Below are 19746 nucleotides of genomic sequence, written 5' to 3' on the forward strand. Positions count from 1 at the left end.
CGTTGCAGAGGCTTTCCGCGCGCGCCTGGCTCACGCCCGCCTTACTTGGGGGCCAGGCGCGTGGCGCCATCCAGCCGGATGGTCTCGCCGTTGAGGTAGCGCGCCTGCAGGATGTAGGCGACGGTGTCGGCGTATTCGGCCGGCTGGCCCAGGCGCGAAGGGAAGGGGATCGACGCGGCCAGCGACTGCTGCACCGCCTCAGGCATGCCGTCGACCATCGGCGTCCAGAACACGCCCGGCGCGATGGTCACCACGCGCACGCCGAAACGCGCCAGTTCGCGCGCCATCGGCAGGGTCATGCCGACCACGCCGGCCTTGGACGCGGCGTAGGCCGCCTGGCCGATCTGGCCTTCGTAGGCGGCCACGCTGGCGGTGTTGACGATCACCCCGCGCTCGCCGTCCTCGCCGGGCGCGTTGTCCTGCATCGCCTCGGCGGCGGCCTTGGCCACGTTGAAACTGCCCACCAGGTTGACCAGCACCGTGTTGCGGAAGGTGGACAGCGCCATCGGCCCGTCCTTGCCCAGCACGCGGCCGGCGCCGAGGATGCCGGCGCAGTTGACCGCCACGTTCAGCCCGCCCAGGAAGGCGCGCGCCTCGGCGATGCTGGCCGACACCACGCCCTCGTCGGTGACGTCGGTGCGTAGATAGCGCGCGTTGGCGCGGCCCAGCGCCTGCACGGCCGCCTCGCCCTTCTCGTCGTTGACGTCCAGCAGGACCACCTTGCCGCCGGCGGCGACCAGGCGCTGGGCGGTGGCCAGGCCAAGGCCGGACACGCCGCCGGTGATCACGGCGCGGGATTCGTACAGCTGCATGCAAGGCTCCTGCGGAACGCGTAAAGGCGACAAGTCTAATGGCATGCGCCGGCGCGCCCTTGCGCGCCGCGGCAGCGCCGCTCAGAGCGCGAGCGCGTACCAGCGGTCGCAGCCGCCGTGGCCGGTGGCGCCCAGCGGGGCGGGCAGCGGCGTGAAACCGCTCTTCTCATACAGGCGCATGGCCGCCTCCATGCTGCGCAGGGTCTCGATGTAGCACTGGCTGAAGCCGAAGCCACGCGCGGCCTCCAGGCATTGGCGCATCATCGCCGCGCCGGCGCCCAGCCCGCGCGCCTGGGGCAGGAAGTACATCTTGCGCAGCTCGCAGGTCCCGGCCGGGCCGCCCTCCAGCGGCGCCACGCCGCCGCCGCCCAGCACCTGGCCGGCCACCTCGACCACGAAGTAGGCGCTGCGCGGCTGCGCATAGGCGCGGCTGAGCCAGTCCACCTCCGGATCGTTGATCGCAAAGCCCGGCCCGCAGGCCCCGAAGTCCGGCATGACGGCGCGGATGATCGCCGCCATCGCGGCGTCATCGGTGGGCTGGATGGGCCGGATCAGGAACGGTGCGGACATCGGCGGTGAACGCGCGGGATGAGGGGTGCGCATCGTACGCCGGGCTGGCCCGCAGCGTCCTGTCCGGTGACCCGGCAGACAGCCTCACGTCTTGATCACGGTGGTACTATTGAGAACTGTTTTCATTTGAGCCCGCTCGCGTGATGTTGTCCGATCTGCCCCAGCGCACCCAGGCCATCGTCGATTCGGTGGAAGACCGCGGCCCCAACGACACCATCGCCCGGCGTCTGCGCGAGCTGGGCTTCGTCGCCGGCGAGCAGGTGGAGATCGTGGCGCAGGGGCCGATCGGCGCCGATCCGCTGCTGGTGCAGGTGGGCTTCACCCGCTTCGCGCTGCGCCGGACCGAGGCCGCGCGCGTGCGTCTGCGCGTCGAGCGCGGAGCAGGGGCATGAACACGGCCGCCGCGCCGCAGCGCTTGGCGCTGATCGGCAACCCCAACTGCGGCAAGACCGCGCTGTTCAACCTGCTGACGGGCAGCCGGCAGAAGGTGGCCAACTACGCCGGCGTGACCGTCGAGCGCAAGGAAGGCCGCTTCACCGGCGTCAACGGCCAGACCTATGCGCTGCTGGACCTGCCCGGCGCCTACAGCCTCAACGCCGCCAGCCTGGACGAGGCGATCACCCGCGACCTGTGCCGCGGCTTCCTGCCCGGCGAGCCGCGTCCGGACGCACTGGTGTGCGTGGTCGATGCGACCAATCTGCGCCTCAACCTGCGCTTCGTGCTGGAGGTGCTGCGCCTGGGCCTGCCGGTGATCCTGGCGATCAACATGGCCGACGCCGCGCGCCGGCGCGGCATCCAGATCGACCTGGACGTGCTGCAGCGCGAGCTGGGCATCCCGGTGGTGGAGACCGTGGCGGTCAAGTCCAACGGCGCGCGGGCGCTGCTGGAGCAGATCGACCGGATGGCCGCCCAGCCGCAGCTGCCCAGCCACGTGCTGCCCGAGGACGCCGACCTGCATGCCGAGACGCGCCGCCTGCTGTCGCTGGCGGTGAGCATGCCCACCCGCACCGCGCGCGTGGACGACACGCTGGACCGCTGGCTGCTGCATCCGGTGTTCGGGCTGCTGGCGCTGGCGGTGGTGATGTTCCTGATCTTCCAGGCGGTCTATGCCTGGGCCGCGCCGCTGATGGACGCCATCGATGCCGGCACCGCCTGGCTGGGCGGGTGGGTCGGCGGCGCGCTGCCGGAAGGCCCGCTCAACAGCCTGCTCACCGACGGCATCATCGCCGGCCTGGGCGGGGTGATCGTGTTCCTGCCGCAGATCCTGATCCTGTTCGCCTTCATCCTGGCGCTGGAGGAATCCGGCTACCTGCCGCGCGCGGCCTTCCTGCTGGACCGGCTGATGTCCAAGGCCGGCCTGTCCGGGCGCTCGTTCATTCCCTTGCTGTCCTCCTTCGCCTGCGCCATCCCCGGGATCATGGCGACGCGCTCGATCCAGGATCCGCGTGATCGCCTGGCCACCATCCTGGTGGCGCCGCTGATGACCTGCTCGGCGCGGCTGCCGGTGTACGCGCTGCTGATCGGCGCCTTCATCCCGCAGCGGCAGGTCGGCGGCGTGTTCAACCTGCAGGGGCTGGTGCTGTTCGGCCTGTACGTGGCGGCCATCGTCAGCGCGCTGGTGGTGGCCTGGGTGATGAAGCGCTGGCGCCGCGACAAGAGCGAGCACCCGCTGCTGCTGGAGCTGCCGTCCTACCGCATTCCGCACCTGCGCGATCTGGCCCTGGGCCTGTACGAGCGCGCGATGATCTTCCTCAAGCGCGTGGGCGGCATCATCCTGGCCCTCACCGTGCTGCTGTGGTTCCTGCTGTCCTTCCCCGGCGCGCCGGCCGATGCCACGCTGCCGCCGATCGACTACAGCTTCGCCGGGCGCATCGGCCATGCGCTGAGCTATGTGTTCGCCCCATTGGGCTTCAACTGGCAGATCTGCATCGCGCTGATCCCGGGCCTGGCCGCGCGCGAGGTCGCCGTGTCCTCGCTGGCCACCGTCTATGCGCTGTCGGCCGGCGATGACGATGCCAAGGCGCAGGCGCTGGCGCCGCTGATCCACGACGGCTGGTCGCTGGCCACAGCGCTGTCGCTGCTGGTCTGGTACATCTACGCGCCGATGTGCCTGTCCACGCTGGCCACCATCAAGCGCGAGACCAATTCGTGGAAGCGCATGGCGGTGTCGGCCGGTTATCTGTTCGCGCTGGCCTACATCGCCTCGCTGCTGACCTACCAGGTCGCGGTCATGCTGGGGGCGGGCTGATGGCACCGGCGCTGGCGCTGCAGTACCTGGTGATCGCGCTGGCCGTGCTGGTCAGTGCCTGGGTCGTGGCGCACAAGCAGTTCCCCAACGCGACACGCCGCGCGCGCACCGCGCTGGCCCTGCCGCTGCTGCGGGACGGGCGCCCGCCGTGGATGCAGCGGCTGGGCAGGGCGCTGGCGCCGCCGGTCAGGGCGGTCGATGCCGCCTGCGGCGGCTGCAGCAGCTGTGGGCCGCAGAAGCCGGCCACGCGCAAGTAAGGCTTGGCCGCACGCGTCGCGCGTGCCGCCGGACGCAGGACCTTCAGGACAGGCGGCGCTTCCCGCGCGGCGCCTGGCCGCCGCTATGCGGGAACATCTCCACCGCCAGCGAGAAGGTGCGCTGTTCGCCCGGCCGCAGGGCGCCGACGCCGACCACGTGGCGGTCGATCTCCCGGCCCTGTTCGTCGCTGATCACCATCACCGCGGTGTATTCGTAGGCCGTGGCGGCGTCGGCCGGATGGTTGACCGTGCCCTGGACCATCAGCGGCACCACGCGCTGCACCTCGCGCCGGGCTACGGTGGCCGAGTCGTCGAAGCGCAGGTGATGCTTGCACGACGGGCATACGGCCGCGGTCTCCAGGATCATCGCCTTGCAATGCGGGCAGGCGCGGGTGGCGCCTGCCGTGCCGGGGCGCTGGGTGCTCACGCCGCGTCGTGCTGCTTCTCGCTGCCGTCCCAGCCGAAGTCGGCCTGGCCGCGCATGCGGGCGCCGGCGGCCACGGTCATCGTGCCGCACTTGACGTCGCCGGTCAGGGCGCCGGAGGCCAGCAGTTCGACGTGCTTGGCCGCCTCGATATTGCCTTCCAGCTCGCCGGCGATGGTGATCTTGCTGGCCTTGACGCCGCCGGACAGCTTGGCGCCGTGTTCGATGGTCAGGTCGCCCTGGACATTGACGTCGCCCTTGAAGCGACCGGCGATGCGCACGTGGCCGCTGCCCTCGATCTTGCCCTCGATGGTCAGGTCCGAGGCGATCAGCGACTCCTTGCGTTCGCGGCCGGCCGACTGGGCGGTGGGCGCCGAGGCGGGGCTCGGGGCGCTGGTCAGCGGGGTGGGCGCGATGGGCTCGGCGCTGGCCACCGGCGGCGGGGACGGCTCGATGACCGGGGCCGGCGGGGCGTCCTTCTTGCTGGACAGCGGATCTTTCCACATGGACATGTCGCAAGGTCTCCTGTCGGGGGAAACGCGACTATCGCGGCTTGCGCCGCACAGGCGCTGTGACTGGTCTCACCAAACCGCCCGTCGGACGGTCGTGCCGGAGCGTTGCATGTCCTGGCTGTCGGGGCAAATGCAAGGAGCGGCGATCTGTCTGTCAGCAACGCACAAGCGATTCGGAAACTGCGGGTGGGGCGCTTCCAGGTCGACTCGGCCCGCTGGGACGTAGCAAGAGGAAGCCGTTCTCCCGATTGGAGGATTGCGGCGGTCGAGCGTGCGGCTTCGGTTTGGGCAGCGGTCCGGCGGGCGGTGGCCGCTTCTCCCTCAATCAGGGCATCCTGCCCTGATTCGGGCGCTCGGCGTCCTGCCTCGCTAGGCGCGGCCACCGCCCGCCGGCCCGCTGCCTCGAGCGTTAAGTCACAAGGCTCCGGGTTGCGTGGTTGTTCGAGCCGCTCTTCCTGGCGCACACCGCGATCAGCTACGGGAAGTTATCGACTTGAGACCCCCTCCCTTGCGCGCAGCGCAGGGGAGGGAGGGGGAGGGGTCGGGGCTTTACCGGTAGAGCCATAAAAGCAAAAGCAGAGCACCCCACCCCGGCCCTCCCCTTCGCCTGCGGCGAAAGGGAGGGGGCAGAGCGCTGCTGGACGCCTTTCCGCCGTCGATAGCGGACTGGGCCGAGGAGCCACGCCGGCTGGGTCGAGGCTGGTGGGCGCAGCGCCGTTCACCGGCTCGGCACTTCGGCGAACAACCAAAGAAAGAGGCCCGCTCGCGCGGGCCTCTTCGGGTACTGCAGCGTGCAGAAGCGGCTTACTTCTTGGAAGCCTCGCGCGCGTCCTTGGAGACCTCGGCCGCCTTGTCGGCGGTGGCGTTGGCGCCTTCGGACACGGCGGCGGCGGCATCGGCCGCAGCGGCCTGCGTCGCGTTCTCGGCCTTCTCGGCAGCGTTGCTGGCCGCGGCCGCGGCATTGTCGGCGGCAACGGCGGCCTTGTCGGCAGCGGCGTCGGTGGCGGCGGCGGCCTTGTCGGCGGCGTTGTCGGCCGCGGCAGCAGCCTTGTCCGCGGCAGCCGAGGCATCGGCCGCGGCGCTGTCGGCGGTGGCGGCGGCGCGGTCCTGGGTCTGCTGCGAGCAGGCGCCCAGCGCCAGGACGGAAGCGATCAGCACGATGTTGAACTTGTTGGTCATGGCGTTCCCCTCAACGAAAGAAGATGGATGGTGTGGCGCGAAGTCTGCGGGTGTCACGGACACCGGCATTCACGACGCGGCGAGCCTACGAAGGCGCATGTCAACGCCATGTAGGGCCGTTCCTTACAAAAATGTTCTTTTTCTTGATCGAGGGATCCTGGCGCTCGGGGTTGCTGGGTCGGAGGGCAGCGATCAGAGTCGCGGTGTCGGCCTTCCCCTCGATCGGCGCACCCTGCAATGACTTGAAGCGCGGCGTATCGCGTCGCTCGTCGTGGTCGCCGACCGCTGTGCCGTTGCCTGGCGTGTCGAGCCGGTCGACTTGATGTCGAAAGCAGTCCTGATCGATCAGCGCAGAACCTCGACCAGGCTGGGGACAGGCCGCCGCGAAGTATGTTCACCGCTCTGTTCCGCAATTTCATCGAGCACAAAAAAAGACCGCCGGTTGCCCGGCGGTCTTCTCGAATCCGATTGCCGATGGCGAACCATCGGCGAAGCGCGGATTACTTCTTCTCGGCGTCCTGACCGGCGGACTTCGCAGCGTCAGCGGCGTCCTGCGCGGTGTCCTTGGCAGCCTCGGCGGCGTCGGCAGCAGCGTCGGCAGCCTTGTCCGTGGTCGCGGCGCCAGCGTTGGCGGCAGCGTCAGCGGCGGTGTTGGCGGCGGTCGCGGCGGTGTCGGCAGCAGCCTGGGCAGCGTCGGCGGTCGGGGTCGAAGCGGCGGTGTCGGCGGCAGCCTGGGCCTCGGTGGCAGCCTGCTGCGCGTCGGTGGCGGCGTCGGCAGCCTGTTCCGGCTTCGAGCAAGCAGCCAGGGCCAGGCCCATTGCCAGCGCGATCAGCGTCTTGTTGATGCTCATTGGTAAATCCTCGTCGATTAGTTTGGCAACGCGCAGTTGCGCGCCGGGCGACATCATGACAATCCGTTTTCCACTGTCAAGCATTCGCGGGCGTATGGCTCAGATTCGTCAACTTGGCGTTAAAACAGAAAACGTCTTCAGAGCAGTTCGACCGCGATGGCCGTGGCTTCGCCGCCGCCGATGCACAGCGTGGCAATTCCACGGCGCATACCCTGCACGCGCAGAGCGTTGAGCAGTGTGACGACCAGGCGAGCGCCCGAAGCGCCGATCGGATGGCCCAGCGCGCAGGCGCCGCCATGCACATTGACCTTGCTGTGGGGGATGCCCAGTTCCTTGATCGGCACCATCGCCACGACGGCGAAGGCTTCGTTGATCTCGAACAGATCCACGTCCTGGACCGACCAGCCCGCCTTCTCCAGCACCTTCTGGATCGCGCCGACCGGCGCGGTGGTGAACCACTCCGGCTGCTGCGAGAACGTGGCATGCGCGACGATGCGCGCCAGCGGGTGCAGGCCGCGCTGGGCGGCGTCCTCGGCGCTCAACACCACGGTGGCGGCCGCGCCGTCGGAGATGCTCGACGAACTGGCGGCGGTGACCGTGCCGTCCTTCTTGAAGGCCGGCTTGAGCGAGGGGATCTTGCCGATGTCCGACTTGCCCGGCTGCTCGTCGCTGCTCACGGTCACCTCGCCTTTGCGCGTGGCGATCTTGAACGGCACGATCTCCGCATCGAAGGCGCCGGAGGCCTGCGCGGCCTGCGCGCGCTTGACCGATTCGATCGCGAAGGCGTCCTGCTCCTCGCGGCTGAAGCCATACTTTTCCACGGTGGCCTCAGCGAATACGCCCATCGCCTGACCGTCATAGGCATTGGTCAGACCGTCCCACGCCATGTGGTCGATCGCCTTGAAATCGCCGAAGCGGTTACCGGTGCGCGAATTGGGAATCATGTGCGGGGCGTTGCTCATCGACTCCATGCCGCCGGCCACGACCACGCGCGCCGAGCCGGCCTTGACCAGATCGTGCGCCAGCATGATCGCCTTCATGCCCGAGCCGCACACCTTGTTGATGGTGGTCGCGCCGGTGGACTGCGGGATGCCGGCCGCCAGCGCCGCCTGGCGCGCCGGCGCCTGGCCCAGGTTGGCCGGCAGCACGCAGCCCATGATGACTTCGTCCACGTCCTGCGCGGGCACGCCGGCCTGCTCGAGCGCCGCGGCGATGACGCTGGCGCCCAGCTGCGGCGTGGGCGTGCCGGTGAACTGGCCGAGGAAAGAACCGATGCCGGTGCGCTTGGCGGCGGCGATGACGATGTCGCTCATGGAGAGCCTGTCCTGGGGAACCAAAGAGTTCCCCATTATCCTCCCGGGCGCTCGCGTCGGCACACCCCGACCATTGGCCGCTTGCCTCAGGCGCCGAGGTGCCGTGTGGGGTATCAAAGTGAACGTGCGTTCTGCAGACGCAAGCCCACCTGCGCCGCCGCGGTTGCGCTAGATTGCGCCGGACGGGCGCAGGGGTGCGCCATTCGGGGAGCGGGTGCGATGCGGGGACAGGGAGCGAGGTCGGGGCGGCCTGCGGGCCGGATGCTGGTGCTGAACGTGCTGGCGTGCGCGGTGATGAGCGCCTGCGGCGGCAAGGGCGGGGGCGTCAAGTCGAATCCGCCATCGACGACACCACCGCCCGCCACGACCCCCGCGCCGGTGGTGACCACGCCGGATCCGACCTATTCCAAGCATCTGAGCCTTACCCATGCCGACGCCGCGCACGCCGCAGGCTTCACCGGCACCGGTGTGGTGATCGGCATCGTCGATACCGGCGTCAACCGCAGCCATCCGGCGCTCTCGCCACGGGTCACCGCCAACCTCACTTATGTCAGCGGCTCGTCCAACGATCTGACCAAGGACGACGTGGTCGGCCACGGCACGGCCGTGGCGCAGATCGCCGCCGGCCGGGCCTTCGGCGCGTGGCCGGGCGGCATCGCACCGGGGGCGAGCATCGTCTCGGCGCGGATCATCTCGGACAAGGAGCCGACCGACGACGGCTCGGGCAACGGCAATTCGACCAGCGGCGCGCTGGGCCTGGCCCAGGTGCACCAGGACCTGATCGCGCGCGGGGTCAAGGTGATGAACAACTCCTGGGGCGGGGTGTACTGGACCGACCTGACCGCCACAGCACCGATCGCCGCCGAGTACCGGCCCTTCGTCGTGCAGAACGGCGGCATCGTGGTGTTCGCCACCGGCAACGACGGCAAGGCCCAGCCGACCGACACGGCCGCCATGCCGAGCAAGCCCGGCCCGAACAACACACTGCCGGCGGCCGATCTGGAGATCGGCTGGCTGGCGGTGGCGGCGCTGGACACCGACAACCCGACCCAGCTGGCCTCGTACTCCAACGCCTGCGGCGTGGCCATGCATTACTGTCTGGTCGCGCCGGGCAAGGTGATCACCACCGGCACCAACGATGGCCCGACCGCGCCCAGCTACTGGGAGTGGACCGGCACCTCGCTGTCCACCCCGCAGGTCTCCGGCGCGGCGGCCCTGGTGTGGCAGGCCTTTCCTTATTTCTCCAACGACCTGGTCCGGCAGACCCTGCTGGGCACGGCCACCGACCTGGGCGCGGCGGGGGTGGACCCGGTGTTCGGCTACGGCCTGTTGAATGTCGGCAAGGCGGTCAACGGGCCGGCGCGGCTGGACTGGGGCGATGTGGCGGTGTCCTTCGACGGCACCTCGACCTGGTCCAACGCGATCAGCGGCGACGGCGGCATCACCAAGTCCGGCGCCGGCACGCTCAACCTGAGCGGCCAGAACAGCTACCTGGGCCAGACCCGCGTCAGCCAGGGCGCGTTGCTGTCCAGCGGCGCGATCCCGGGCAGCGCCAGCGTGGCCGCAGGCGCGCGCCTGAACACCGGCGGCGGCGTGGGCGGCGCGCTGCGCAACGACGGCACGGTCGCCTTCACCGGCGCGGCGGGCGCGCGGCGGATCGAGGGCGACTTCACCCAGTCCTCCGGCGCCACGCTGGAGTTCCAGATCGGCACGCCGCTGCAGGTCGATGGCACCGCCAACCTGGGCGGCATGCTCAAGGTGATGGGCATGGCCAGCGGCTACGTGCGCAGCGCGCGCGAGACGGTGGTCGACGCCAGCGCCATCAACGGCACCTTCTCCGGGCTGAGCTCAGCCTCGAACGTGTTCCTGCAGGCGTCGCTGGGCTTCAGCAGCACCCAGGCGTACCTGGACATCACTCGGCTGGACATCACCGCCACCGCCAGCGCGATGGGCATGAGCGCCGCGTCGGTCGGCGCCGCCCAGCGCGTGGACGCGGCGCTGACCCAGCTCGACGCGCAGCCGCAGGCCCAGAGCGGCGCGATGGCGTCGCTGGCCGGGGATTTCCTGCGCACCTCGTCCAGCGCGGCCGCCGCGCGTTCGCTGGAGAGCCTGTCCGGCCGCGCGCATGCGGCGGCCGACGGCGTCACCCTGGATCTGCTCGATCTACGCCGGCGTGCGCTGGCCGCGCACGTGGCGCAGGACGGGGCCAGCGCGGACGGCTGGTACCAGGCGTTCGACGGGCGTCAGGCCTCGGGCCTGGGCGCGACCGCCGGGCTGGACCTGTCGGGCTGGATCGCCGGCCAGGACGTGACCCTGGCGCCGGGCTGGACCTCGGGCCTGGCCGTGGGCCAGATGGACACCAACAGCGTGCGCGACACGCTCGGCGACGCCGGCCAAGACCGCCAGACCCATGTGCAGGCCTATCTGGCCCATCGCGGGCAGGCCGGCTATGCGCTGGCGCAGTTCGGCGTGGGCCAGTTCCGCCGCGACCTGCGCCGCTCGGTCTATCTGGGCGACGCGGCCTACGGCGTCGATGCGCGCTACGACGGTGAGATGCGCTTCGCCAGCATGGAAGCCGGCGTGCCGCTGCGCACCGGCCTGGGCACGCTCACCCCGTACCTGGGGGCGGACTACGCCAGCCTGGCGCGGGATGCCTTCAGTGAGCAGGGCGCGGCCGGCTTCGGCCTGGCTGCGGCGGCCAGCCATGCCAGCCGCGCCCAGGCCATCGCCGGGCTGCGCCTGGAGCGGGCGCTGTCGCTGGCGTCGATGGACCTGTCGCTGTCGGGCCATCTGGAATGGCAGTCGGTGCTGTCGGCCAGCGGGTTCTCGCGGCAGGCGCGCTTCGTCGGCATCGACGCCTGGGGCGCGATCCCGGGCGGCGACGCGGCGGCCTCGGGCGGCTGGGCCGGCTTCTCGCTGGAGGCCGCGCTGCGCGCCAACCAGCGCCTGTCCTTCGGCCTGGACCAGCGCTTCGGCGCGCGCGGGAGCGAGTCGGTGGGATCGGTGCGGTACAGCGTGGGGTTCTGAGTCGCCGCCAGGGGCCCTGTGGTCATGACGAGCTTCCAAGTGTCACGCAAAGCAGAACGGGCGCCCGATGGCGCCCGTTCTCGTTCTCGCCCCTGGTGCGGCTCAGTGGTCGCCGCGCAGCTGGCCCATGTAGCGCGGGGCGGTGCGGCCGAGCGGCAGCTTGAGCTTGCCGATCGAGGCGATGCGCGCCTCGGCGATGCGGTCGGCGGCGTACTGCGGGGCGATCCGCTCCTTCTCGGCCAGGTCGAAGACGCGCCCGACGTTGTGATAGATGTTGCGCATCAGGCGCATGGCGCGCTCGCGGTTGTAGCCGTCGATCTCCAGCGAGACGTTCATCACCCCGCCGGCGTTGACCGCATAGTCGGGCGCGTACAGGATCCCGCGGCGCATGGCTTCCTCGCCGACCACGTGCGACATCTGGTTGTTGGCCGTGCCGCAGATGATCTTGGCGCGCAGGCGCGGCAGGGTCTCGTGGTTGATCGACCCTTCCAGCGCGCACGGCGAGAACACGTCGGCGGGAATGTCGTAGATCTCGTTGGGCGCCACCGCCTCGGCGCCGTATTCCTCGACCGCGCGCGCCACCAGCGCCGGATTGAGGTCGGTGACGAACAGCTTGGCGCCACGCTCCTTGAGCAGCTTCACGAACTCCATGCCGATGTGCCCCAGGCCCTGCACGGCATAGCTGTACTTGCCGATCTCCTCGTTGCCGAACCGGCGGTTGAGCGCGGCCATCAGCCCCTGCATCGCGCCGTAGGCGGTGAACGGCGCCGGGTCGCCCGAGCCGCGGTGCACCTGGTGCACGCCGACCACGTATTCGGTCTCGCGGTAGACATGCTCCATGTCGTTGACGTCGGTGCCCACGTCCTCGGCGGTGATGTAGCGCCCGCCCAGCGAATCGACATAGCGGCCGAACATGCGGAACAGCGCCTCGGCCTTGTCCTGACTCGGATCGCCGATGATTACCGCCTTGCCGCCACCGACATTCAGGCCGGCCAGGGCGTTCTTGTAGGTCATCGTGCGGCTCAGCCGCAGCGCGTCGGTCAGGGCCGTCTCGGTGTCGGGGTAGGGTCGCATGCGCACTCCGCCCAGCGCCGGACCCAGCACCGTGCTGTGGACGGCGATGATTGCCTTCAGCCCGATATCGGGGTTGTGGCAGAACACGACCTGTTCGTGACCGGAGGTGTCGAGGGTTTCGAAAATCATGGGGAAGGGCTCCAATCCGCGCAGGCCAAGACTTCGACCAATCCTTGCGAAACGTATCCTAGACGATTGTTTTATAAACCAAAAAAAGACGCCGCCCTGAGGCGGGCGGCGATGTTGCATTGCCACAGTTTACCCAGTCGCGTGCGGCGCGCACATGCGCCCCCTGAGCGCCGCGATGGCGCGCTGCGGCTGGATCGGACCGGCTAGCGCGGCGCGGCGGCCGGCTTGGGATCGGTGTCGGCGTGGCTGACCTGCGCCGGACGCGGCTTGGCGGTCTCGCGCACGGGGCGCGGCGCATCCGGATCCAGCGTGCGGGTGATGGTGTGTTCTTCGCCATTGCTGATGGCGCGCGAAAGCGGGATACCGATGGCGAGCAGGACGACGGCGGCGAGCAGAGCGATCACGGCTTTCATGCGGATCTCCGGAGGCGGGCGGGCGGCTGGCGAAGCAGGACCGGCGCGGTCCTGGTTCAGCCGACTATCCGCCCGCCCCGAAGACGGGTCACGACGCGACGCAGCATCGGCCGCGGCGCGTCGCGCGGGTCATCAGGCCAGATTGACCTTGGCGACCTTGTCGGCGTAGTCGCGCTTGGGGTCGCGCCCCAGCAGCAGCTTCAGCCCGGCCAGCAGGCTGGAGCCGTTCTTCCAGATCTCGGCCTGGTCCGGATCCAGGCGCAGCAGGGCCAGCTTGGGATCGTCCTTGCCGCCTTCGTACCAGGCGGCGATGAAGGGGTTCCACAGGCGATCGACGACCGCGCGGTCGGTGTCCAGCACCAGCGTGCCGCGCACGCTGGCGAACAGGTCGTGGTCCTTGGCGGCGAAGGCGGCGATGGCGCGGTGGCCCGAGCCCAGCTGCTGCACCATTGCATTGTCGACGGAGGTGAAGAACCAGACCGGGCCGCCTTCGTCGCCCTCGATCATCGCGGTCATCGGCCGGGTATGGCCGTCTTCGATGCCCTCCAGCCCCAGCATCACGGTGCGATCGGACTTGAGGGCCTTCCAGAAGGCGGCTTCGAGCTCTTGCGGCGAGGTGGACATGCGGGTCTCCAGGAGGGGTGTGTCCTCAGCCTGCCGCGCGCGATGCTCATGCTTCGTGGTGAAGCGGCGGCGCGGCGTTGACGTGCGCGCAACGTCCGGCCGCCGCCGCGTCGCGGTGCGCGCCGAGCCGGATCGCCAGCGCCAGCAACGAGGTCAGCACCGCCAGGCCCAGCACGCCCGGCCAGCCCAGGTGCTGCATCAGCACGCTGCCCAGGGCCGCACCGCTGGCCATGCCGATGAACATGCCGGTGAAGAACACCGCGTTGAGCCGGCTGCGCGCCCCAGGATCGATGCCGTAGACGATGGTCTGGTGAGAGACCAGCGTGGCCTGCACGCCCAGGTCGAAGCCGATCGTGCCCACCACCAGCAGGGCCAGCTGGCCGTGCATCGGCAGCAGTGGCCCGGCCAGCATCAGCGCGAACGCGCCCGCCGCCAGCCCGGCGCCGAGGCGGGTGACCAGCCCCGGGCCGCGCCGGTCGGCGATGCGGCCGGCAATCGGCGCCATCAGCGCGCCGGCCGCACCGGCCAGGCCGAACGCGCCGGCCACCGCGCTGCCCAGGTGGAAGGGCGCGTCCTGCAGCATCACCGCCAGCGTCGACCAGAACGCGCTGAAGCCGACCGCCAGGGTCGCCTGCGCCCAGGTGGCGCGGCGCAGCGCCGGGTGCGCGCGCCATAGCGGCACCAGGCTGGCCAGCAGCGCGCCATAGCCCACCGTGGTGGTCGGCTCGAAGCGCGGCACCCAGCGCGCCGAGGCCAGCCCGACCAGGACCATGCCCACGGCGGCGATGAGGTAGACCGCGCGCCAGCCCCAGATTCCGGCGATCAGGCCGCTGCCCACGCGCGAAAGCAGGATGCCCAGCAGCAGGCCGGTCATGACCGTGCCGACGATGCGGCCACGGTGTTCGATCCGCGCCAGCGTGGCGGCGGCGGGCACGAAGTCCTGCGCCACCGTGGCGGTCAGGCCGATCGCCAGGCTCGCGCAGAGCAGGGTGGTCATGCCCGGCGCCAGGCCGCCGACGGCCAGCGCCAGCGCCAGCAGGCCGCACTTGGCCAGGATCACCCGGCGGCGGTCGTAACGATCGCCCAGCGGCGCGCACAGCAGGATGCCCAGCGCATAGCCGAGCTGGTTGAGCGTGGGGACCAGGCCGGCGGTCTGGGCACTGGCGTGCAGGTCGCCGGCCAGCACGCCGAGCATGGGCTGGCTGTAGTAGAGCGAGGCCACGCTCATGCCGGCGCCGATCGCCAGCAGCAGCACCAGCCGGCGCGGCAGGCCGGTGTGGCCTGGGGCTTCATGCGGATATTGAATGTGAGTCATGGCGTCGAGCGGCTGCAAGGTGGGGTGCGCGCTATTTTCCGGGCCGTCCGGCGCGCGTGGTAGCCTGCGCGCCGACACAATGCCTATGCGTCGGGCGTATGCAAGAGCCGATTTCCACAGGAACCGACCGCCTCGAACTGATGCAGACCTTCGTCCGCATCGTCGAGGCCGGCAGCCTGTCGGCCGCCGCCGCGCAGCTCGGCGCCAGCCAGCCCACCGTCAGCCGACGGCTGCAGGCGCTCGAACGCCTGCTCGGGCTCAAGCTGCTGCGCCGTTCGACCCACGCCATGACGCTGACCGAAGACGGCGCGCGCTGCTACGACAAGGCCCGCGACCTGCTGCAGGACTGGCAGGCGCTGGAAGACGACCTGCGCGGAGCCGGCCAAGCCCCGCAGGGCCTGCTGCGCGTGGTGGTGCCGCACGCCTTCGGCCAGCGCCAGCTGATGGAACCGATGGCCGACTACCTGCGCCGCTATCCGCAGGTCTCGGTGGACTGGCTGCTGCACGAGCGCGAGCCGGACTTCGTCGCCGACAACATCGACTGCGCCATCCACGTCGGCACGGTGATGGATCCCTCGGTGGTGGCGGTGCAGATCGCCGAGGTGCCACGCATCGTGGTCGGCGCGCCGGAACTGTTGGAAGGGCGCGAGGCACCCGATGCGATCGAGACCCTGCGCGCGCTGCCCTGGCTGGCGATCAACCTGTTCTACCGCAACGACATCAGCCTGACCCATCGCCAGGACGGGCGGCAGTGCCATTTCCCGATCCGGCCCAGGCTGAGCACCGACAGCCTGCACGCGCTGCGCACCGCGGCGCTGGCCGGGCTGGGGGCGTGCATCGCCTCGGCCTGGCTGGTGGCCGAGGACGTCGCCGCCGGCCGGCTGCTGCACCTGGCCCCGGACTGGCGCGCCACCCCGCTGCCGGTGCACCTGGTCTATCCGCCGGCGCGGCATCAGCCGGCCAAGCTGCAGCGCTTCATCGAGCTGATGCGGCTGGCCGGGGCCAATATGACCGGAGTCGAGCCGCTGCGCGGCCGTGCGGGCTGAGTGCCGCTGGGAAGCTTCTATCGTCGTTCCCGCGAAGGCGGGAACCCAGCGACGCTCACGCGGGACGCTAAAAGGAGTAACGCGTTCCGGCGTCTGCAGCGTCAACGCCGCTCGAAACCCGATTCATCCGGTACGCGATGCCGGGCGCCGGTCGCTCACTGCGCCGGGGTCTTGGCCTTCTCGTCCAGCGAGAAACAGGCGTCCGGGCGCACTTGCGGGGCGGGGAAGTTCACCGGCACGTTGAGGGTCTGCGCCACCGGCTGGCCGCCGCGCGTGGCCGGCTTGAAGGTCCATTGCTTGACCGCAGCCACCGCCGCATCGTCCAGCGCCGCGTTGCCGCTGCCCTTGGCCACCACCACCTCGGTCGGCGTGCCGGCGGTGCCGACGGTGACCTTGAGCGTGGAGACGCCGCCGTGGCCGCTGCACGCGGCCTCCAGCGGGTATTGCGGCGGCGGGGTCTGCAGCGCGGTCAGCTCGGTGGCGGCCGGGGCGGTGGCCTCGGGCGCGGCCTGCTCGCCGCAGGCGGCGGCCAGCACGGCGAAACACGACAGCGCCAGCAGGCGCAGGGGGCGGGAAACGGTGCGGGTGTTCATGCGTCGGGTTCCAGTGCCTGCGCCTTGGCGGCGCAGATGAAGTCGTTCTCGCTCAGGCCGCCCACGTCGTGGGTGGAGAAACGCACCACCACCCGGTCGTAGTGCACGCCCAGGTCCGGATGATGGTCCTCGGCGTGGGCGATGTAGGCCAGCGCGTTGACGAAGGCCAGCGTGCGGTAATAGTCGGGAAAGCGGAAGGTGCGCACCAGCGCCTTGTCCTGTTCGGCCAGCTCCCAGCCGGGCAGCTGCGGCAGCAGCTCGGCGATGCGCGCCTGGCTGAGGCGGTGCTCGCTGCCGCTGCGGGGCAGGCAGTGCGCGGCGGCCAGGGGGACGAGGTCGGACATCGGTGGCTCCTGCAGGTGGCGCGGGGAACGTAGCATTCCCGCGCGTGACCATTCCGTTCTGACCGGTGCGCGGGCAGACCGCTAGAATACGCCGCATGATCCAGATCTCCGAGACCGCCCAGCACCATTTCCGCAAGCTGATCGAGCGCGAGGCCTCGCCCGGCCTGGGCGTGCGGCTCAGTGCGGTCGAACCGGGCACCCCGCGCGCCGACGCGCGGCTGGAGTTCGCCGAACCGCGCGAACTGGCCGGCGACGAGTGGGCCGTGGACTGCGAAGGCTTCACCCTGTACGTGGACGCGGCCAGCGTGCCGTGGCTGGACGATGCCGAGATCGACTTCGTCACCCAGGGCGCCGGCAGCCAGCTGACGATCAAGGCCCCGCACATCAAGGGCAAGGCGCCGGCAGAGGGCGCCTCGCTGGTCGAGCGCGTGCGCTGGGTGGTCGAGCACGAGGTCAACCCGCAGCTGGCCTCGCACGGCGGCCGCGTGGCGGTGGAGGAAGTGACGGGCGAGGGCGTGGTGTTCCTGCGCTTCGGCGGCGGCTGCCACGGCTGCGGCATGGCCGATGTCACCCTGAAGCAGGGCATCGAGAAGACCTTGCTGACGCGCGTGCCGGGCGTGACCGCGGTGCGTGACGCCACCGACCACGACAGCGGCCAGGCGCCGTACATGCCGCGCGACGCGGCCTGATCCGTCCGCATCCGGTGACGACTGCCACCGAGATCATCGCCGCCCTCCTGCAGCGCAGGCCGGCGCCCATTCTGGAAAAACGCACCGGCCTGCCGCACGGCTGGGGCATCTGGCTGCGCAACCGGCCGGCGCAGGCCGGTCAGCTGAGCCTGGCCCCGGTCGAGGCGCTGGTGGCCGCCGCGGCCGCGCGCCCGCGCATGGCGCCAGTGGCGCGGCCGATGAACCGCTGGCAGGCCGCGTGGTCGCTGCACTGGCAGCATGGCGAGGCGCCGCCGCGCGAGGAGCGCTGGATCCGCTGGGTCGGGCGGCTGGGGAGTCTGCTGCTGCACCTGGCGTTCCTGGCGCTGCTGATCTTCGTCAGCCTGATGGCGCTGCCGCCCACGCCGACCGAGGAAGACGGCAGCCGCGTGCAGCTGACCTTCATCGGGCGCGGCACGCCGGGCGAGGGCGGTGGCTCGGGGCCGCAACCGCCCACGCCCGGCGCGCAGCAGGCCGCCCCCGCCGCGCCGCGTGGCGCGAGCCGGCCCGCGCCTGCGGCGGCGACGCCCGAGGCCGCCGCGCCGGCCCCCGCGCAGCCCGCGCCGGCGCAGGCGGCCCCGTCCCCGCCCACGCCCACGCCGCCGCAGGTGGCCGAGCAGCCGGCCACCCCGCCGCAGCCCGAAACCCCAGCGCCGTCGACGCCGCCGGTCGAACAGCCGCTGCAGGTGACCGAGACCGCGCAGCCGACCCAGACCTTCGTCCTGCCGCCGACCACGCCGCCGCAGGTGCAGTTGCCCGCGCCCCAGGTGCAGTGGCAGCCGCCGGCCGCGCGCGTGCGCGAGGTGGAGACGTTGCAGACCCAGCAGCCGGTGGCCGTGCAACAGGTCGCCCCGCGCGCGGTCGACCTGCCGGCGCCGGCCGCGCCGCCCACGCAGGTGCGCCAGCGCGAGATCCCCAATCCCGAGCCGGTGCCCCAGGTGCAGGCGCCGGCGCTGCAGGCCCTGCGCAGCCCCGAGCCGGCGCCGGTGCAACTGCCGGCCTCGACTCCGGCCCAGGCCCGCGTGCGCGAGATCCCGATGCCGGCGGCCCCCGCACCGGCCGCGCCGGCCCAGTCCGTTGCGGAGGCCGCATCCAGCGCGGCCAACGCCGGCAGCCCGCAGGCCCAGCAGGGCCAGGCCGAGCGCGCCAGCCAAACGGCGGCCGAGACCGGCCAGCAAGCCTCCAACACGGCCACCAACAGCGGCGCGCCGCCGTCGCCGGTGCAGGGCGGCCAGACCGCCGGCAGTCAGGCCAGCAGCCCAGGCGCGGGTGCACGTGCCGCGGACGAGTGGGGCACGCCGGGCCAGACGCGCGCCGACGACTGGGGCGCCTCGCGCAACGCGCAGGCCGGCAATCAGGGCAGCGCGGGGCAGGGCCTGCAGGGGCTATTCAACGCAGACGGCAGCGTCAAGGTGCCGGATGCGTCAGGCAGCGGGCGCTCGGACCGCCCCGGCGCGCCGGGCTCGCGCCAGCAGGCCAGGATCGATGCGAACAACGCCGGCACCTGGCTGGACCGTCCGGCGTTCGGCTATGAGCCGACGATGTTCGACAAGTACTGGATGCCCGGCGGCACCCTGCTGCAGGACTGGGTCCGCGCCGGCATCCAGGACCTGGAGATCCCGATCCCCGGCACGTCCAAGCGCATCAAGTGCGTGGTGTCGATCCTGCAGGCCGGCGGCGCCTGCGGCGTCTACGACCCCAACCTCAACGACCACCCCGCCACGGCGCGGCCGCCGCCGGACATCCCGGTCAAGCGCAATCCGATTCCGGTGGGGAGTTGAGGGGCGGGGCGCCTAAAGGCGGTCGCTCTCGCGAAAGATCTCGTCGCTCGAAGCTGCTGGCTTCCTCGTTCTCGGGGGCAGAGATGGTGCCTGATGGCTGAGCGTTGATCGGGAAAGCCCCGACCCCTCCCCCTCAATCGCTAGCCGCGATTTCGAGCTCCCCTGCGCTTCGCGCAAGGGAAGGGGCACCAGGTCGCGAGCTGTCGCACGGCTTGTCACGGAGCGGAGTTCCTTAGTCAAGCGCGCATGGCGCGTGGAACCACAGCGCCAAGCGCTTCTGCCCCCTCCCTTTCGCCGAAGGCGAAGGGGAGGGCTGGGGAGGGGTGCTGTTGCTTCTCGCTTCCGATGAAGCGGCCCGGCGCAAAGCCTTTATCCCGCGAGGCGAGCCACAGGTGGTTGGCGCTTCGGCGCGAAAGCCACTGGGTTCCCGCCTTCGCGGGAACGACGGTAGAAGGGTGGTCGGCTGCGTTTAGACCAAAGGTCAGGCGATTTGAAAGCGGCTTGCGCCCGTCGTGACGCGGGCTGAC

The 19746-nt window shown here is 71.0% G+C and carries 20 protein-coding genes; 7 read left to right on the forward strand and 13 right to left on the reverse strand.

Going from position 1 to position 19746, the window contains the following annotated elements; genetic code table 11:
* Positions 1–41: 41 nt before the first annotated feature.
* Both WFQ05_RS01740 and WFQ05_RS01745 read right to left on the reverse strand, forming a co-directional pair.
* Positions 42–812 (reverse strand): SDR family NAD(P)-dependent oxidoreductase, encoded by a 771-nt coding sequence (locus tag WFQ05_RS01740; protein WP_337052368.1) that lies wholly within the window; start codon positions 810–812, stop codon positions 42–44.
* Positions 813–893: 81 nt separating this feature from the next.
* Positions 894–1382, reverse strand: a complete 489-nt coding sequence (locus tag WFQ05_RS01745; RefSeq protein WP_130533006.1) for a GNAT family N-acetyltransferase — start codon at positions 1380–1382, stop codon at positions 894–896.
* Positions 1383–1522: 140 nt separating this feature from the next.
* Between WFQ05_RS01745 and WFQ05_RS01750 the strand changes: the two genes are divergently transcribed.
* From WFQ05_RS01750 to WFQ05_RS01760, 3 genes are read left to right on the forward strand one after another with little or no spacing between them, the layout of a single operon-like run.
* A complete protein-coding gene (locus tag WFQ05_RS01750; RefSeq protein WP_130519757.1) occupies positions 1523–1774 on the forward strand; it encodes a FeoA family protein in 252 nt (83 codons plus the stop codon).
* Positions 1771–3630, forward strand: a complete 1860-nt coding sequence (feoB, locus tag WFQ05_RS01755; protein WP_130522429.1) for a ferrous iron transport protein B — start codon at positions 1771–1773, stop codon at positions 3628–3630. Before WFQ05_RS01750 ends, feoB begins: the two co-directional genes overlap by 4 nt.
* Entirely contained in the window at positions 3630–3887 is a 258-nt protein-coding gene (locus WFQ05_RS01760; RefSeq protein ID WP_337052369.1) for a DUF6587 family protein, read from the forward strand. The genes feoB and WFQ05_RS01760 overlap by 1 nt, the downstream gene beginning before the upstream one ends.
* 43 nt (positions 3888–3930) lie before the next feature.
* Here WFQ05_RS01760 and WFQ05_RS01765 read toward each other — a convergent pair whose 3' ends face one another.
* The 5 genes from WFQ05_RS01765 to WFQ05_RS01785 all read right to left on the reverse strand — a co-directional run bounded on the left by WFQ05_RS01765 (position 3931) and on the right by WFQ05_RS01785 (position 8166).
* Positions 3931–4314, reverse strand: a complete 384-nt coding sequence (locus tag WFQ05_RS01765; protein WP_130531268.1) for a hypothetical protein — start codon at positions 4312–4314, stop codon at positions 3931–3933.
* Complete coding sequence (locus WFQ05_RS01770; protein WP_337052370.1) at positions 4311–4823, reverse strand: polymer-forming cytoskeletal protein; 513 nt, start codon at positions 4821–4823, stop codon at positions 4311–4313. The genes WFQ05_RS01765 and WFQ05_RS01770 overlap by 4 nt, the downstream gene beginning before the upstream one ends.
* An 804-nt stretch (positions 4824–5627) precedes the next feature.
* Positions 5628–6002, reverse strand: coding sequence for a hypothetical protein (locus tag WFQ05_RS01775; protein WP_130518719.1), 375 nt, complete (start codon positions 6000–6002; stop codon positions 5628–5630).
* Positions 6003–6502: 500 nt separating this feature from the next.
* The gene (locus WFQ05_RS01780) at positions 6503–6853 is read right to left on the reverse strand and encodes a hypothetical protein (RefSeq protein WP_130518717.1); all 351 of its coding nucleotides are present in this window, start codon (positions 6851–6853) and stop codon (positions 6503–6505) included.
* 137 nt (positions 6854–6990) lie between these two features.
* On the reverse strand, positions 6991–8166 hold the full coding sequence (locus WFQ05_RS01785; RefSeq protein WP_337052371.1) for a thiolase family protein: 1176 nt from the start codon (positions 8164–8166) through the stop codon (positions 6991–6993).
* Between the two features lie 261 nt (positions 8167–8427).
* Here WFQ05_RS01785 and WFQ05_RS01790 point away from each other — a divergent pair, with 261 nt between their 5' ends.
* Positions 8428–11193 carry a S8 family serine peptidase gene (locus WFQ05_RS01790; RefSeq protein ID WP_337052372.1) on the forward strand — a complete coding sequence of 922 codons (2766 nt, stop codon included), beginning with the start codon at positions 8428–8430 and terminating at the stop codon, positions 11191–11193.
* A gap of 102 nt (positions 11194–11295) precedes the next feature.
* Here WFQ05_RS01790 and WFQ05_RS01795 read toward each other — a convergent pair whose 3' ends face one another.
* The 4 genes from WFQ05_RS01795 to WFQ05_RS01810 all read right to left on the reverse strand — a co-directional run bounded on the left by WFQ05_RS01795 (position 11296) and on the right by WFQ05_RS01810 (position 14748).
* Positions 11296–12396, reverse strand: coding sequence for a Glu/Leu/Phe/Val dehydrogenase dimerization domain-containing protein (locus WFQ05_RS01795; protein ID WP_337052373.1), 1101 nt, complete (start codon positions 12394–12396; stop codon positions 11296–11298).
* 203 nt (positions 12397–12599) lie between these two features.
* Positions 12600–12809 (reverse strand): hypothetical protein, encoded by a 210-nt coding sequence (locus WFQ05_RS01800; protein WP_130522435.1) that lies wholly within the window; start codon positions 12807–12809, stop codon positions 12600–12602.
* Positions 12810–12941: 132 nt separating this feature from the next.
* On the reverse strand, positions 12942–13433 hold the full coding sequence (locus WFQ05_RS01805) for a pyridoxamine 5'-phosphate oxidase family protein (RefSeq protein ID WP_337052375.1): 492 nt from the start codon (positions 13431–13433) through the stop codon (positions 12942–12944).
* Positions 13434–13479: 46 nt separating this feature from the next.
* Positions 13480–14748: an MFS transporter gene (locus tag WFQ05_RS01810; protein ID WP_337052377.1), complete on the reverse strand. Its 1269-nt coding sequence runs from the start codon at positions 14746–14748 to the stop codon at positions 13480–13482.
* A gap of 140 nt (positions 14749–14888) precedes the next feature.
* On the opposite strand from WFQ05_RS01810, the gene WFQ05_RS01815 reads away from it, so the two are divergent.
* Positions 14889–15794, forward strand: a complete 906-nt coding sequence (locus WFQ05_RS01815) for a LysR substrate-binding domain-containing protein (RefSeq protein ID WP_306992229.1) — start codon at positions 14889–14891, stop codon at positions 15792–15794.
* A gap of 155 nt (positions 15795–15949) precedes the next feature.
* Here the strand turns inward: WFQ05_RS01815 and WFQ05_RS01820 are convergent, their stop codons facing one another.
* Both WFQ05_RS01820 and WFQ05_RS01825 read right to left on the reverse strand, forming a co-directional pair.
* Positions 15950–16387, reverse strand: a complete 438-nt coding sequence (locus WFQ05_RS01820) for an energy transducer TonB (protein WP_337052380.1) — start codon at positions 16385–16387, stop codon at positions 15950–15952.
* A complete protein-coding gene (locus WFQ05_RS01825) occupies positions 16384–16731 on the reverse strand; it encodes a 4a-hydroxytetrahydrobiopterin dehydratase (RefSeq protein ID WP_130518700.1) in 348 nt (115 codons plus the stop codon). Before WFQ05_RS01825 ends, WFQ05_RS01820 begins: the two co-directional genes overlap by 4 nt.
* Positions 16732–16826: 95 nt before the next feature.
* Here WFQ05_RS01825 and WFQ05_RS01830 point away from each other — a divergent pair, with 95 nt between their 5' ends.
* Positions 16827–17420 carry an NfuA family Fe-S biogenesis protein gene (locus WFQ05_RS01830; RefSeq protein ID WP_337052381.1) on the forward strand — a complete coding sequence of 198 codons (594 nt, stop codon included), beginning with the start codon at positions 16827–16829 and terminating at the stop codon, positions 17418–17420.
* Between the two features lie 14 nt (positions 17421–17434).
* Positions 17435–19219, forward strand: coding sequence for a transmembrane repetitive protein (locus WFQ05_RS01835; RefSeq protein WP_337052382.1), 1785 nt, complete (start codon positions 17435–17437; stop codon positions 19217–19219).
* Positions 19220–19746 lie beyond the last annotated feature (527 nt).

It is taken from the genome of Pseudoxanthomonas sp. USHLN014 (genome assembly GCF_037153335.1).
Taxonomy (GTDB): Bacteria; Pseudomonadota; Gammaproteobacteria; order Xanthomonadales; family Xanthomonadaceae; genus Pseudoxanthomonas_A; species Pseudoxanthomonas_A winnipegensis.

Excerpts from the sequence above, each read along its gene's own strand:
- feoB (WP_130522429.1), top strand. The coding sequence starts at position 1,771 with ATGAACACGGCCGCCGCGCCGCAGCGCTTGGCGCTGATCGGCAACCCC.
- WFQ05_RS01815 (WP_306992229.1), top strand. The coding sequence starts at position 14,889 with ATGCAGACCTTCGTCCGCATCGTCGAGGCCGGCAGCCTGTCGGCCGCC.
- WFQ05_RS01790 (WP_337052372.1), top strand. The coding sequence starts at position 8,428 with ATGCTGGTGCTGAACGTGCTGGCGTGCGCGGTGATGAGCGCCTGCGGC.
- WFQ05_RS01805 (WP_337052375.1), bottom strand. The coding sequence starts at position 13,433 with ATGTCCACCTCGCCGCAAGAGCTCGAAGCCGCCTTCTGGAAGGCCCTC.
- WFQ05_RS01745 (WP_130533006.1), bottom strand. The coding sequence starts at position 1,382 with ATGTCCGCACCGTTCCTGATCCGGCCCATCCAGCCCACCGATGACGCC.
- WFQ05_RS01820 (WP_337052380.1), bottom strand. The coding sequence starts at position 16,387 with ATGAACACCCGCACCGTTTCCCGCCCCCTGCGCCTGCTGGCGCTGTCG.
- WFQ05_RS01800 (WP_130522435.1), bottom strand. The coding sequence starts at position 12,809 with ATGAAAGCCGTGATCGCTCTGCTCGCCGCCGTCGTCCTGCTCGCCATC.
- WFQ05_RS01810 (WP_337052377.1), bottom strand. The coding sequence starts at position 14,748 with ATGACTCACATTCAATATCCGCATGAAGCCCCAGGCCACACCGGCCTG.
- WFQ05_RS01760 (WP_337052369.1), top strand. The coding sequence starts at position 3,630 with ATGGCACCGGCGCTGGCGCTGCAGTACCTGGTGATCGCGCTGGCCGTG.
- WFQ05_RS01795 (WP_337052373.1), bottom strand. The coding sequence starts at position 12,396 with ATGATTTTCGAAACCCTCGACACCTCCGGTCACGAACAGGTCGTGTTC.
- WFQ05_RS01825 (WP_130518700.1), bottom strand. The coding sequence starts at position 16,731 with ATGTCCGACCTCGTCCCCCTGGCCGCCGCGCACTGCCTGCCCCGCAGC.
- WFQ05_RS01785 (WP_337052371.1), bottom strand. The coding sequence starts at position 8,166 with ATGAGCGACATCGTCATCGCCGCCGCCAAGCGCACCGGCATCGGTTCT.
- WFQ05_RS01775 (WP_130518719.1), bottom strand. The coding sequence starts at position 6,002 with ATGACCAACAAGTTCAACATCGTGCTGATCGCTTCCGTCCTGGCGCTG.
- WFQ05_RS01780 (WP_130518717.1), bottom strand. The coding sequence starts at position 6,853 with ATGAGCATCAACAAGACGCTGATCGCGCTGGCAATGGGCCTGGCCCTG.
- WFQ05_RS01830 (WP_337052381.1), top strand. The coding sequence starts at position 16,827 with ATGATCCAGATCTCCGAGACCGCCCAGCACCATTTCCGCAAGCTGATC.
- WFQ05_RS01770 (WP_337052370.1), bottom strand. The coding sequence starts at position 4,823 with ATGTCCATGTGGAAAGATCCGCTGTCCAGCAAGAAGGACGCCCCGCCG.
- WFQ05_RS01740 (WP_337052368.1), bottom strand. The coding sequence starts at position 812 with ATGCAGCTGTACGAATCCCGCGCCGTGATCACCGGCGGCGTGTCCGGC.